The 12,652-nt window shown below is 67.0% G+C and carries 12 protein-coding genes, 1 tRNA gene and 1 rRNA gene; 1 reads left to right on the forward strand and 13 read right to left on the reverse strand.

Annotation, left to right across the window (positions count from 1 at the left end; all coding sequences use genetic code 11):
* Positions 1–324 precede the first annotated feature (324 nt).
* The 12 genes from BW996_RS20440 to uvrB form a co-directional block, all read right to left on the reverse strand.
* Positions 325–1,614 carry a tyrosine-type recombinase/integrase gene (locus tag BW996_RS20440; protein WP_037485691.1) on the reverse strand — a complete coding sequence of 430 codons (1,290 nt, stop codon included), beginning with the start codon at positions 1,612–1,614 and terminating at the stop codon, positions 325–327.
* Between the two features lie 161 nt (positions 1,615–1,775).
* Positions 1,776–1,850: transfer RNA gene (locus tag BW996_RS20445), tRNA-Val, on the reverse strand.
* Positions 1,851–1,911: 61 nt separating this feature from the next.
* Positions 1,912–2,652: a DNA polymerase III subunit epsilon gene (gene dnaQ, locus BW996_RS20450; RefSeq protein WP_037485693.1), complete on the reverse strand. Its 741-nt coding sequence runs from the start codon at positions 2,650–2,652 to the stop codon at positions 1,912–1,914.
* A gap of 16 nt (positions 2,653–2,668) precedes the next feature.
* Positions 2,669–3,007, reverse strand: coding sequence for an ISC system 2Fe-2S type ferredoxin (gene fdx / locus BW996_RS20455; RefSeq protein ID WP_037485694.1), 339 nt, complete (start codon positions 3,005–3,007; stop codon positions 2,669–2,671).
* A gap of 42 nt (positions 3,008–3,049) precedes the next feature.
* Positions 3,050–4,915: a Fe-S protein assembly chaperone HscA gene (hscA, locus tag BW996_RS20460; RefSeq protein ID WP_037485696.1), complete on the reverse strand. Its 1,866-nt coding sequence runs from the start codon at positions 4,913–4,915 to the stop codon at positions 3,050–3,052.
* 7 nt (positions 4,916–4,922) lie between these two features.
* Complete coding sequence (hscB, locus tag BW996_RS20465; RefSeq protein WP_037485706.1) at positions 4,923–5,441, reverse strand: Fe-S protein assembly co-chaperone HscB; 519 nt, start codon at positions 5,439–5,441, stop codon at positions 4,923–4,925.
* Between the two features lie 132 nt (positions 5,442–5,573).
* Positions 5,574–5,897: an iron-sulfur cluster assembly protein IscA gene (iscA, locus tag BW996_RS20470; protein WP_037485698.1), complete on the reverse strand. Its 324-nt coding sequence runs from the start codon at positions 5,895–5,897 to the stop codon at positions 5,574–5,576.
* A gap of 8 nt (positions 5,898–5,905) precedes the next feature.
* Positions 5,906–6,310: a Fe-S cluster assembly scaffold IscU gene (gene iscU, locus BW996_RS20475; RefSeq protein WP_037485699.1), complete on the reverse strand. Its 405-nt coding sequence runs from the start codon at positions 6,308–6,310 to the stop codon at positions 5,906–5,908.
* A 43-nt stretch (positions 6,311–6,353) separates the two neighbouring features.
* Complete coding sequence (locus tag BW996_RS20480) at positions 6,354–7,574, reverse strand: IscS subfamily cysteine desulfurase (RefSeq protein WP_076459081.1); 1,221 nt, start codon at positions 7,572–7,574, stop codon at positions 6,354–6,356.
* 60 nt (positions 7,575–7,634) lie between these two features.
* Positions 7,635–8,168, reverse strand: a complete 534-nt coding sequence (locus BW996_RS20485) for a Fe-S cluster assembly transcription factor (protein WP_037485702.1) — start codon at positions 8,166–8,168, stop codon at positions 7,635–7,637.
* Between the two features lie 140 nt (positions 8,169–8,308).
* Positions 8,309–8,788: a low molecular weight protein-tyrosine-phosphatase gene (locus tag BW996_RS20490; protein ID WP_037485707.1), complete on the reverse strand. Its 480-nt coding sequence runs from the start codon at positions 8,786–8,788 to the stop codon at positions 8,309–8,311.
* The gene (gene uvrB, locus BW996_RS20495; RefSeq protein WP_051632293.1) at positions 8,788–10,869 is read right to left on the reverse strand and encodes an excinuclease ABC subunit UvrB; all 2,082 of its coding nucleotides are present in this window, start codon (positions 10,867–10,869) and stop codon (positions 8,788–8,790) included. The genes BW996_RS20490 and uvrB overlap by 1 nt, the downstream gene beginning before the upstream one ends.
* A 129-nt stretch (positions 10,870–10,998) precedes the next feature.
* On the opposite strand from uvrB, the gene BW996_RS20500 reads away from it, so the two are divergent.
* Positions 10,999–12,195, forward strand: a complete 1,197-nt coding sequence (locus BW996_RS20500) for an amino acid aminotransferase (protein WP_037485705.1) — start codon at positions 10,999–11,001, stop codon at positions 12,193–12,195.
* A 138-nt stretch (positions 12,196–12,333) separates the two neighbouring features.
* On the opposite strand, the gene rrf is transcribed toward BW996_RS20500, so the two are convergent.
* Positions 12,334–12,446 (reverse strand): 5S ribosomal RNA (gene rrf, locus BW996_RS20505).
* Positions 12,447–12,652: the final 206 nt, after the last annotated feature.

Raw genomic sequence — 12,652 nt, forward strand, 5'->3', positions numbered from 1 at the left:
ACGGTGGACTTTCGTCAGTATTGGCAGTGACCGGGGTAGTGGTTTTCTGGAAATGAGGCCCGGCCGGCGCCACCCTCAAGAGCCCGAGCGGCCCCACCAGCCCCCGACATGCTCCGGGCCGGGCCTGCTGGCCCCGTGGCGGCACTTCAACCAGGACGCCGCGCCAGCGCACCACCCGACCCGATCGGCGCCCCCTGTGGCCTGCTGCTGGCGCTGGCCGGCGCCGACCTCCTGAGCCCGACCGGTCGCACGGTGGACTTTCGTCAGTATTGGCAGTGACCGGGGTAGTGGTTTTCTGGAAATGAGGCCCGGCCGGCGCCACCCTCAAGCGGCACGAATCGGAATCACCTGCGCCCCGTCGCGCAGCCTGTCCAGGTAGTCGGCCCATGTCTGCATCATCTGGCGGCGCTGGTGCAGGTACTGCGCACGGTCATAGGCAGACCCGAGCGGCCCCTTCTTGGCGTGGGCAAGCTGGGCTTCGATCCATTGGGAGTCAACGCCCGGCAGGTTCTCCACGATGACCGTGCGGGCCAGGGCGCGGAAGCCGTGGGCGGTCATCTCGTCACCCGAGAAGCCAAGCCGGCGCATCGCAGCGTTCAGCGTCACATTGCTGATTGGCTGGTGTCGCTTGTTGCCCAGACCGGGGAAGCAATGGACCCCGTGACCCGTGAGCGGGTGCAGCTCACGCAGCAGCGCCACAGCCTGACGGGCCAGCGGAACGACGTGCGCGGCGCCGTTGAGCTTCTGCCCCTTGGTGCGCTTCATGTCCTCGGACGGAATCGACCAGGTAGCGGCGTCCAAGTCCAGATCCTCCCATCGCATAGCGATCAGGTTCCCCGGCCTCTGGAACACCATCGCTGCGAGCTTCAGCGCGGTGCGCGTTCCGGGCTGGCCGGTGTAGGCGTCGAAGGCCCGCAGCAGCTCGCCGACGCGCACGGGGTCCGTGATCGCGGGGAAGTGGCGCTTGGTGTGCGTGGCCAGGGCGCCGCGCAGGTCCGGCACCGGGTCGCGGTCGGCGTCGCCCGTGGTGATCGCGTAGCGGAAGACCAGGCCGCAGGTCTGTTTGACCCGATGCGCCGTGTCTGTGGCGCCTCGGGCCTCCACCTTGCGGAGAAGTTCAAGCAGCACAGGCGCGGTGATCTCACGCATAGGCATCCGGCCGATGTGCGGGAACACGTCGGTTTCCAGTTGCTTGCGGGACCGGGCCGAATACCTTGGGCTGACCTCGGGTTCGTGCTTCTTCTCCAGCCAGTCACGGGCCACATGCTCGAAGGTGCCCGGAAGGGGCTTGCCCTGCGCTACCAGCGACTCGATATGCTGCTGGCGGGCCTGTTCCGCCTTGCTGTCCTTGCGTGCGGCGCTTGGATCGATCCCTGCAGCCAGCAGGGCGCGCGCTTCGTCCCGGCGCTTGCGTGCATCGGCAAGGGCTACCGCCGGATAGACACCAAGACTCAGCATCTTCTCTTTGCCGGCGAACCGATACCGGAGCCGCCACCACTTGCCGCCCTCGGGACGCACTTCAAGCAGTAGACCGCCACCGTCTGACAGCTTGCGGGGCTTGGCTTCAGGCTTGGCTTTCTTGATCGCCTGATCGCTCAGGATGTTCTCGGGCATGGGTAACTTCTTCGGGTGCTTGTTGAGCTACCCGCGAAGCTACCCGCATGCACGAGTAGCTTCAAGTGGGGTTCTTTGGGGTTCTTTGGGCAACAAAAAAGCCCTAGAGCGTTGATTCTCTAGGGCTTTTTGGCTTTCTTGGCCCTTTGTGGGGCTTCGTTTGGTGGGCGGTGCAGGGTTCGAACCTGCGACCCCTGCCGTGTGAAGGCAGTGCTCTACCGCTGAGCTAACCGCCCGAATCTTGTTCGGGCTCTGCTGCCGGCTTTTCTTTCGTCCTGCGCTGCAGCGAGAACGCGATTATGCCACGGCTTTTTCTCCGTGCGCAAGCATCTGACGCCAGATTGTTTTTCCACCACTGGCCTTGTCCAGTTCGGTCAGCATCTTGTCGTGCGCGGCCTGCTCGGCCTCGGCCGCACGCAGCACCGGCAGCACAAAGGTCGACAGGTCGATCGCGGCCTGGTCCTCGTCGATCTGCTCGACCTGCTCCTCGCTGCCCTTCTCGTCGTCGATGACGAGCGAGTTCTGGCCGCGGGTCATCCGGATGTAGACCTCGGCGAGCAGATTCGAGTCGAGCAGGGCCCCATGGAAGTGCCGATGCTTGTTGTCCACCTCGAGCCGGCGGCACAGCGCATCGAGCGAGTTGGCCTTGCCGGGGTACATCTCGCGCGCCATCACCAGCGTGTCGAGGATGCCGCCGGCCAGCTCGGCGAAGCGCGGCTGTCCCACCCGGCGCAGCTCGGCGTCGAGGAAGCCCACGTCGAAGCCGGCGTTGTGGATGATCACCTCGGCGCCGCGCACGTACTCGACCAGCTCGTCGGCGATCTCGCGGAACTTCGGCTTGTCGGCGAGGAACTCGTCGGTCAGGCCGTGGATGCGGATCGCCTCCTCGCTGCCCGGCCGCTCCGGGTTCAGGTAGAGGTGCAGGTTGCGGCCGGTCAGGCGGCGGTTGACCATCTCGACGCAGCCGATCTCGACGATGCGATCGCCGGTTTTCGGGTCCAGGCCGGTGGTTTCGGTGTCGAGGAAGATCTGGCGCATGACAGCCCCGGCCCGCTCAGTGGTTCTCGCGGGCGTGGTTGATGGTGTATTTGGGGATCTCGACGACGAGGTCCTGCTGCGCCAGGATGGCCTGGCAGCCCAGGCGCGATTGGGGCTCCAGGCCCCAGGCGCGGTCGAGCAGGTCTTCCTCGGTCTCGTCGAGCTCGCCCAGCGAGGCAAAGCCCTCACGGACGATGACGTGGCAGGTGGTGCAGGCGCAGCTCATGTCGCAGGCGTGCTCGATGGCGATGCCGTTCTCGAGCATCGCCTCGCAGACCGAGGTGCCGGCCGGCGCGCTGATGCTGGCGCCCTGCGGGCAGAGTTCGTGATGGGGCAGGATCTTGATCGTGGGCATGATCGTGTCGGGGTCCAGGAGTCGGGATCGGAGACGGGCGGATCAGACCTCGTCGAGACGGCGGCCGGTCAGCGCCTGCTGGATGCCGCGGTTCATGCGCAGCGCGGCGAAGTTCTCGGTGCCATCGGCCAGGGCCTTGGTGGCGGCCTCGATCGCATGGGCATCCTCGCCGCGGGCGATCTCGGCCAGGCTGTCGAGCAGCCGGTCGATGCGGATGCCCTCGTCCTCGTCAAGGAGGTCACCGTCGGCCTCCAGCGCGGTCCGCGTAGCCAGCGCCAGGCGCTCGGCCTCGACGCGGGCCTCGGTCAGCGCGCGGCGGTGCATGTCGCTCTCGGCCTCGGTGAAGCCCTCGCGCAGCATCGAGGCGACCTGGTCGTCGCTCAGGCCGTAGCTGGGCTTGACGGTGATCGCCGCCTCGACGCCGGAGGTCAGCTCCTTGGCGCTCACCGACAGCAGGCCGTCGGCATCGACCTGGAAGGTCACGCGGATGCGCGCAGCGCCGGCGGCCATCGGCGGGATGCCGCGCAGCTCGAAGCGCGCCAGCGAGCGGCAGTCGGCCACCAGCTCGCGCTCGCCCTGCACGACATGCACCGCCAGCGCGGTCTGGCCGTCCTTGTAGGTGGTGAAGTCCTGCGCCTTGGCCACCGGGATCGTCGCGTTGCGCTCGATGACGCGCTCGACCAGGCCGCCCATCATCTCCAGCCCGAGCGACAGCGGGATCACGTCGAGCAGCAGCATTTCGCCGTCGGGCGCGTTGCCGGCCAGCGCATTGGCCTGCACCGCCGCGCCCAGCGCTACGACCTCGTCCGGGTTCAGGTTGGTCAGCGGCGCGCGGCCGTAGAAGGCCTCGACCGCCGCCTGCACCACCGGCATGCGCGTCGAGCCGCCAACCATCACGATGCCCTGCACCTCGTCGGCCTTGATCTTCGCGTCGCGCAGCACGCGCTTCATCAGCTGCACGGTGCGCTGCGTGAGCGCCTGCGTCGTGGCCTCGAAGTCCTCGCGGCGGACCGGCTGCGCGAGCGCGCCGATCCCCAGCGTGGCGGTGGCCACCGTCGTGTCGGCCGTCGACAGCGCCTCCTTGGCGGCGCGGGCGGCGCGCAGCACCACGCGCTTGTCGTGCGCGTCCAGCGCGTCGAGCGTGGGCAGGCCGGCCTGCTCCAGCAGCCACACGGCCAGCGCCATGTCGTAGTCGTCGCCGCCCAGGGCCGAGTCGCCCCCGACCGCGACCACCTCGAACACACCCTTGGACAGGCGCAGCAGCGAGATGTCGAAGGTGCCACCGCCCAGGTCGTAGACCGCGTAGAGGCCCTCGATCGCGTTGTCCAGGCCGTAGGCGATCGCCGCGGCCGTCGGCTCGTTGAGCAGGCGCAGCACGTTCAGGCCGGCGAGCTGCGCGGCGTCCTTGGTCGCCTGGCGCTGCGCGTCGTCGAAATAGGCCGGCACGGTGATGACCGCGCCGAACAGGTCGGCGTTGAAGGTGTCCTCGGCGCGGTAGCGCAGCGTCGCCAGGATCTCGGCCGACACCTCGATCGGCGACTTCACGCCGTCGCGGGTCTCGATCGCGACCATGCCGGGCTGATCGACGAAGTGGTACGGCAGGTGGCTACGGTCGGCGATGTCGGCCAGCGCGCGGCCCATGAAGCGCTTGACCGAGACCAGCGTGTCATGCGGATCGTCGGCCTGCGCGGCCAGCGCGTCGAAGCCGATCTGGCGCCCGCCGCCGCCCAGGTAGCGCACCGCCGAGGGCAGGATCACCCGGCCCTGGTCGTCGGGCAGGCATTCGGGCAGGCCATGCCGCACCGAGGCGACCAGCGAGTGCGTCGTGCCGAGATCGATGCCGACGGCGATGCGGCGGCTGTGCGGGTCGGGCGTCTGCCCGGGTTCGGAGATCTGGAGGAGTGCCATGGGTGCGTCATTGTCCCAGCGCGTCGAGGCGCCGGTCCACGTCGGCGGCAAAACGCGCGACGAACATGAGCGCACGGACCTGCGCGGCCGCAGCCGGCCAGTCCTGGCGCTCGTCGATCAGGGTGCCGAGCTGCTGCTGCATGCGGCGCTCGGCGGCGGAAACATCGTCGGCCAGCGCCTCGACGGCCTCGAGCGTGCGGGCCTCGTCGAGCGCCTCGCGCCATTCCATCTGCTGCATCAGGAAGGCGCCGGGCATGGCAGTGTTGCTCTCGGCCTCGATCGCGGCGCCCTGGAGCTCGCACAGGTAGGCGCCGCGCCTGAGCGGATCCTTCAGCCGCTGGTAGGCCTCGTTGACACGGATCGCCCACTGCATCGCCACCCGCTGCGCGGCCGCGCCTTCGCTGGCGAAGCGGTCGGGATGAACCTCGGACTGCAACGCCTTCCAGCGCGCGTCGAGCTGGGCGCGATCCTGCGCGAAGCGCGCCGGCACGCCGAAAAGGTCGAAATCGTTGTCAGTGAGCTTCATGATCAGGGGCCATTGCAGGAAATCCGACATGCCAAGCCGGGACGCAAGAGCGATGCCCACGCCCGCTGAGACGTGGCCGACAAAAGCAAAGGGCGCGACCGCTGGCGGTCGCGCCCCGGGGGCCGAGACGGCTCAGACCCGGAAGGATTCCCCGCAGCCGCAGCGATCCTTCTCGCGCGGGTTGTGGAACTTGAAGCCCTCGTTCAGGCCCTCGCGGACGAAGTCCAGCTCGGTGCCGTCGATGTAGGGCAGGCTCTTCGGATCGATCAGCACCTTGACGCCATGGTCTTCGAAGACATGGTCCTCAGGCGCGATCTCGTCGGCGTATTCCAGCTTGTAGGCCAGACCCGAGCAACCGGTGGTCTTCACGCCCAGGCGCACGCCCACGCCCTTGCCCCGACGGGCGATGTAGCGCGAGACATGCCGGGCCGCGGCTTCGGACAGGGTGACCGCCATCGCCGCCCTCACTGGGCCGGACCGGCGTCGCCGGCGTGGCGCGAGCGGTAGTCGTCGACCGCCGCCTTGATCGCGTCCTCTGCCAGGATCGAGCAGTGGATCTTGACCGGCGGCAGCGCCAGCTCCTCGGCGATCTGGGTGTTCTTGATCGCCAGCGCCTGATCGAGTGACTTGCCCTTGACCCATTCGGTCACCAGCGACGACGAGGCGATCGCCGAGCCGCAGCCGTAGGTCTTGAACTTCGCGTCCTCGATCAGACCGGTGGCCGGGTTGACCTTGATCTGCAGCTTCATCACGTCGCCGCAGGCGGGCGCACCCACCATGCCGGTGCCGACGTCCTCGTCGCCCTTGTCGAAGGCGCCGACGTTGCGGGGATTTTCGTAGTGGTCGATGACCTTGTCGCTGTATGCCATTGCTGTTCTCCGGATCCGTGTGCGTTCGCCGTCTGCTGGCTGATCAGTGGGCGGCCCACTGGATCGTGCTCAGGTCGATGCCATCCTTGTACATGTCCCACAGCGGCGAGAGCTCGCGCAGCTTGGCGACACGGTCCTTCAGCGTGGCGACGGCGTAGTCGATCTCCTCGACGGTCGTGAAGCGGCCGATGGTCATGCGCAGGCTCGAGTGCGCCAGCTCGTCGCTGCGACCCAGCGCGCGCAGCACATAGCTCGGCTCCAGGCTGGCCGAGGTGCAGGCCGAGCCCGACGACACCGCCAGGCCCTTGACGCCCATGATCAGCGACTCGCCCTCGACGAAGTTGAAGGAGATGTTCAGGTTGTGCGGCACGCGGCGGGTCAGGTCGCCGTTGACGAAGACCTGCTCGATGTCGGACAGGCCGTCGAGCAGGCGCTTGTGCAGCCCGGCGATGCGCTCGTTCTCCTCGGCCATTTCCTGGCGCGCGATCTCGAACGCCAGGCCCATGCCGACGATCTGGTGCACCGGCAGCGTGCCCGAGCGCATGCCGCGCTCGTGGCCACCGCCGTGCATCTGCGCCTCGATGCGGATGCGCGGCTTGCGACGCACGTACAGCGCGCCCATGCCCTTCGGACCGTAGGTCTTGTGCGAGGCCAGGCTCATCAGATCGACCGGCAGCCGGGCCAGATCGATCTCGACCTTGCCGGTGGCCTGCGCAGCATCGACGTGGAAGATCACGCCCTTCTCGCGGCAGATCGCGCCGATCGTCGGGATGTCCTGGATCACGCCGATCTCGTTGTTCACGAACATCACCGATGCCAGGATGGTATCCGGACGGATCGCGGCGCGGAACTGGTCGAGGTCGAGCAGACCGTCGGGCTGCACCTCGAGGTAGGTCACCTCGAAGCCTTGGCGCTCGAGCTCGCGCATCGTGTCGAGCACCGCCTTGTGCTCGGTCTTCACGGTGATCAGGTGCTTGCCGCGCCCCTGGTAGAACTGCGCCGCGCCCTTGATCGCCAGATTGTTCGACTCGGTCGCGCCCGAGGTCCAGACGATCTCGCGCGGGTCGGCGCCGATCAGGGCCGCGACTTGGCCGCGCGCCTTCTCGACCGCTTCCTCGGCTTCCCAGCCCCAGGCGTGACTGCGCGAGGCCGGATTGCCGAAGTGCTCGCGCAGCCAGGGAATCATCGCATCGACCACCCGCGGATCGACCGGGGTCGTCGCGCCGTAGTCCATGTAGATCGGGAAGTGAGGCGTCATGTCCATGTTCAACCAGGTCGCCCCGAGGCGGCCGCCGGTCAGGGCGGCACCCGGGACAAGTTCGTGTTACTTCGAGAGCGCCGATCCGAGCGCGAACACCGAGTTCGGCGCCGTGACCTTGATCGGCTTGACGACGGGCTGGCTCGAGATGGCGCGCTTGATGGGCGCCTCCTCGACCGACACGCCGCGGTTGATCTGATCATCGACCAGGCTCTTCAGCGAGATCGAGTTCAGGTATTCGAGCATCTTCGCGTTCAGGCTCGCCCACAGGTCGTGCGTCATGCAGCGGCCCGATTCGTCGCCCATGCAGTTCTCGCCGCCACCGCAGCCGGTGGCGTCGATCGCTTCATCCACGGCGACGATGATGTCGGCGACCGTGATGTCCTCGGCCTTGCGGCCCAGCGAGTAGCCCCCGCCCGGGCCACGGGTGCTCTCGACCAGCTCGTGCCGGCGCAGCTTGCCGAAGAGCTGTTCAAGGTAGGAAAGAGAGATCTGCTGGCGTGCACTGATGGCCGCCAGCGCCACCGGGCCGCTGTGCTCGCGCAGTGCCAGATCGATCATGGCGGTGACCGCAAACCGGCCCTTCGTTGTCAGTCGCATGGCTTTAAGCTCCTTGAACTCGCGGCTGGTACGCAGCGGTTGGCTGAGCCCAGGGCAGCAAGTCGGGTTGGACCCTCGCCCTCTTTCCCGAGTGATTTACTCGATTATAGCGGAGCGCTCCGCGAGCCCGGCGGCCGGGATCAGCGGGAACCCTGAGGCGAGTACAGGTATTCGAGCAGCCCGTCGCACGCAAGTTCCACGAGGTCGAGCACATGTTCGAATCCCGCGGCACCGCCATAGTAGGGGTCGGGCACCTCCTCGGACAGACCGCTGATGCGCGCGAACGACATCAGCAGACGGACCTGCGCCGGGGGTACCGCGGGCACCAGCGCCGCCAGCTGGGTCACATGGCTGCGGTCCATCGGCACGATCAGGTCGAAGCGGTCGAAATCCAGCCGCGTGACCGGGCGCGAGCGCAGCGGTGCCAGGTCATAGCCGCGCCGCGCCGCATGGGCGATGCTGCGCGGATCGGCCGGCATCGGTGTCGATCCGGCCCGGGTTCCAGCCGAATCCAGCTCGATGCGCCCCTGCAGACCGGCGCGGCCGAGGCGGTGCCGCATCACCGCTTCAGCCGTCGGCGAGCGGCAGATGTTGGCGGTGCAGACCATCAGGATGCGCATCACCGCCCCCACGAGCCGAAGGCCTGCTCGCGCAGCAGCGCGAGCTGATCGCGCAGCCGTGCCGCCTGCTCGAACTCCAGGTTGCGCGCGTGCTCGAGCATCTGCTTCTCCAGCTGCTTGATGCGCTTGCCCAGGTCTTTTTCGGACAGCGACTCGACCTGCGCGGCCTCGCGGATCTGCTCGAAGCGCGCCAGGTCGTCCTTGGCCTTGTCGCTGTAGACGCCGTCGATCAGGTCGCGCACCTGCTTGCGGATGCCGCGCGGCGTGATGCCGTGGGCCTCGTTGTGGGCGACCTGCCGGGCGCGGCGGCGCTCGGTCTCGTCGATGGCGCGGCGCATCGAGTCGGTGATGCGGTCGGCATAGAGAATGGCGCGGCCGTTGACGTTGCGCGCCGCACGGCCGATCGTCTGGATCAGGCTGCGCTCGCTGCGCAGGAAGCCTTCCTTGTCGGCATCCAGGATCGCCACCAGCGACACCTCGGGAATGTCCAGGCCTTCGCGCAGCAGGTTGATGCCCACCAGCACGTCGAAGGCGCCCAGGCGCAGGTCGCGGATGATCTCGACGCGCTCGACGGTGTCGATGTCCGAGTGCAGATAGCGCACCTTGACGCCGTTCTCGCTCAGGTAATCGGTGAGCTGCTCGGCCATGCGCTTGGTCAGCGTGGTGATGAGCACGCGCTCGCCAATCTCGATGCGCTGGCGGATCTCCTGCAGCACGTCGTCGACCTGGTGCGTGGCCGGACGCACCTCGACCACGGGATCGACCAGCCCGGTCGGGCGCACCAGCTGCTCGACCACCTGGTCGGCGTGGGTCTTCTCGTAGTCGGCGGGCGTGGCGGTGACGAAGACCACCTGGCGCATCTTGCGCTCGAACTCGTCGAACTTCAGCGGCCGGTTGTCCAGCGCCGAGGGCAGGCGGAAGCCATACTCGACCAGCGTGGTCTTGCGCGAGCGGTCGCCGTTGTACATGCCGCCGAACTGGCCGATCAGCACATGGCTCTCGTCGAGGAACATCACCGCGTCGCTCGGCAGGTAGTCCACCAGCGTCGGCGGCGGATCGCCCGGCTTGGCACCCGAGAGATGGCGCGTGTAGTTCTCGATGCCCTTGCAGTGGCCGACCTCCCGCAGCATCTCCAGGTCGAAGCGGGTGCGCTGCTCGATGCGCTGCGCCTCGACCAGCTTGCCCTGTGCGGTGAACTCGTCCAGACGCTGGCGCAGCTCGGCCTTGATGCCCTCGGCAGCGGCGAGCACCTGCTCGCGCGGCGTCACGTAATGGCTGGCCGGGTAGACGGTGAAGCGCGGGATCTTCTGGCGCACCTTGCCGGTCAGCGGATCGAAGAGCTGCAGCGCCTCGACCTCGTCGTCGAACATCTCGATGCGGATGGCCAGCTCGGAATGCTCGGCCGGAAAGATGTCGATGGTGTCGCCGCGCACGCGGAAGGTACCGCGCACGAACTCCACGTCATTGCGGGTGTACTGCATGCGCACCAGCTGAGCGATGACATCGCGCTGGCCCACCCGGTCGCCGACGCGCACGATGAAGCGCATCTGCGTGTAGTCCTCCGGCTTGCCGATGCCGTAGATCGCGCTGACGGTGGCCACGATCACCGTGTCGCGGCGCTCCAGCACGCTCTTGGTGGCGGAGAGCCGCATCTGCTCGATGTGCTCGTTGATCGCGCTGTCCTTCTCGATGAAGAGATCGCGCTGCGGCACATAGGCCTCGGGCTGGTAGTAGTCGTAGTAGCTGACGAAGTACTCGACCGCGTTCTTCGGGAAGAACTCGCGGAACTCGCTGTAGAGCTGCGCCGCCAGCGTCTTGTTCGGCGCGAAGACGATGGCCGGGCGGCCCAGCCGCGCGATGGTGTTGGCCATCGTGAAGGTCTTGCCCGAGCCGGTCACGCCCAGCAGCGTCTGCCAGCTCAGGCCATCCTGCACGCCCTCGACCAGCTGCTCGATCGCGCGCGGCTGGTCCCCGGCCGGCGGATAGGGCTGAAAAAGCTGGAAAGGCGAATCGGGAAAGCTGACGAACTGCCCTTCCCTCGCCGGCGTGTCATTGCTGTCGATCTTCTCGATGCTGCTCATGGGACTCCCGACCGGCCGCTAAAATCGGCGCGCAACCGCCCAGCCTAACCGAACTCCGCGAAACCCGCGTGATGCGCAGCTGGGGGCGGGCGCCTTCCCTACAACACCCCCTTTTCCGGACCCGTAGTCATGTCCCTGTTCTCCGCCGTCGAAATGGCCCCGCGCGACCCGATCCTGGGCCTGAACGAGCAGTTCGCTGCCGACACCAACCCTGCCAAGGTCAACCTCGGCGTCGGTGTCTACTACGACGACAACGGCAAGCTGCCGCTGCTGAAGTGCGTCGTCGAGGCCGAGCGCCAGATGCTGGAAGCCCCGAAGGCCCGCGGCTACCTGCCGATCGACGGCATCGCCGCCTATGACAAGGCCGTCCAGGGCCTGGTGTTCGGCGCCGACAGCGATGTCGTCACCGGCGGCCGCGTCGCCACCGTGCAGGCCATCGGCGGCACCGGCGGCCTGAAGATCGGCGCCGACTTCCTGAAGAAGGTCAACCCGAACGCCACGGTGCTGATCTCGGACCCGAGCTGGGAAAACCACCGCGCGCTGTTCACCAACGCCGGCTTCACGGTCGGCACCTACCCGTACTACGACGCCGAGAACCGCGGCATCAACGTCGCCGGCATGCTGGCCGCGATCGACGCCGCACCGGCGGGCACGATCATCCTGCTGCACGCCTGCTGCCACAACCCGACCGGCTACGACATCACCGGCGAGCAGTGGGACCAGGTCATCGCCTCGATCAAGGCGCGCAACCTCGTCGCCTTCCTCGACATGGCCTACCAGGGCTTCGGCGACGGCATCGCCGAGGACGGCGCGGTGATCGGCAAGTTCGTGGCCGCCGGCCTGGACTTCTTCGTCTCGACCTCGTTCTCGAAGAGCTTCTCGCTGTACGGCGAGCGCGTCGGTGCCCTGTCGGTCGTCTGCGTCTCGAAGGAAGAAGCCACCCGCGTGCTGTCGCAGCTGAAGATCGCGATCCGCACCAACTACTCCAACCCCCCGACCCACGGCGCGCAGATCGTCGCCACGGTCCTGACCACCCCGGCGCTGCGCGCGATGTGGGAGGACGAGCTGGCCGCGATGCGTGTGCGCATCAAGGAAATGCGCACGCTGCTGGTCGAGAAGCTGACCGCCGCAGGCGTGCAGGGCGACCTGAGCTACATCGTGCGCCAGAAGGGCATGTTCAGCTACTCGGGCCTGAACAAGGACCAGATGGTTCGCCTGCGCGGTGAGTTCGGTGTCTACGGCGTCGATTCGGGCCGCATCTGCGTGGCCGCGCTGAACACGAAGAACATCGGCTATGTCGCCGACGCGATCGTCAAGGTGATGTGAGTCGAGGCGCCCTGAACCAGGGCGCCGCTGTTCTCGCTGAAACGCCCTGCGGGGCGTTTTTTCATGCGCGAAAGAATCAGGTGCACCAAAGCAAAAACCCCTCTGACCAGAAGATCAGAGGGGTTTGCTGGAATAGAAGCCTGACGATGACCTACTTTCACACGCGAATGCGCACTATCATCGGCGCGGAGGCGTTTCACTGTCCTGTTCGGGATGGGAAGGAGTGGGACCACCTCGCTATGGTCGTCAGGCGTAACCGTTGACCTTCCAAGATTTCTGCTTGGAAGGCGAATTCGTAGAGTCTTTGGAAATCAGCGTTAGATCAATTGATTGCGTTCACCGTGACTGAAGTACGGCTCACATCGATACTCTTACCTTGACAGGAATGTCAAAGTTATAGGGTCAAGCCTCACGAGCAATTAGTACTGGTTAGCTTAAAGCGTTACCGCTCTTCCAC

This window comes from Sphaerotilus natans (assembly GCF_900156335.1).
Classification (GTDB): domain Bacteria; phylum Pseudomonadota; class Gammaproteobacteria; order Burkholderiales; family Burkholderiaceae_C; genus Sphaerotilus; species Sphaerotilus natans.

Bases quoted from the DNA above. Each gene is read 5' to 3' on its own strand.
- BW996_RS20500 (WP_037485705.1), top strand. From the start codon at position 10,999: ATGTCCCTGTTCTCCGCCGTCGAAATGGCCCCGCGCGACCCGATCCTG.
- fdx (WP_037485694.1), bottom strand. From the start codon at position 3,007: ATGCCCACGATCAAGATCCTGCCCCATCACGAACTCTGCCCGCAGGGC.
- BW996_RS20485 (WP_037485702.1), bottom strand. From the start codon at position 8,168: ATGCGACTGACAACGAAGGGCCGGTTTGCGGTCACCGCCATGATCGAT.
- BW996_RS20490 (WP_037485707.1), bottom strand. From the start codon at position 8,788: ATGCGCATCCTGATGGTCTGCACCGCCAACATCTGCCGCTCGCCGACG.
- hscA (WP_037485696.1), bottom strand. From the start codon at position 4,915: ATGGCACTCCTCCAGATCTCCGAACCCGGGCAGACGCCCGACCCGCAC.
- dnaQ (WP_037485693.1), bottom strand. From the start codon at position 2,652: ATGCGCCAGATCTTCCTCGACACCGAAACCACCGGCCTGGACCCGAAA.
- iscA (WP_037485698.1), bottom strand. From the start codon at position 5,897: ATGGCGGTCACCCTGTCCGAAGCCGCGGCCCGGCATGTCTCGCGCTAC.
- BW996_RS20480 (WP_076459081.1), bottom strand. From the start codon at position 7,574: ATGGACATGACGCCTCACTTCCCGATCTACATGGACTACGGCGCGACG.
- BW996_RS20440 (WP_037485691.1), bottom strand. From the start codon at position 1,614: ATGCCCGAGAACATCCTGAGCGATCAGGCGATCAAGAAAGCCAAGCCT.
- iscU (WP_037485699.1), bottom strand. From the start codon at position 6,310: ATGGCATACAGCGACAAGGTCATCGACCACTACGAAAATCCCCGCAAC.
- hscB (WP_037485706.1), bottom strand. From the start codon at position 5,441: ATGAAGCTCACTGACAACGATTTCGACCTTTTCGGCGTGCCGGCGCGC.
- uvrB (WP_051632293.1), bottom strand. From the start codon at position 10,869: ATGAGCAGCATCGAGAAGATCGACAGCAATGACACGCCGGCGAGGGAA.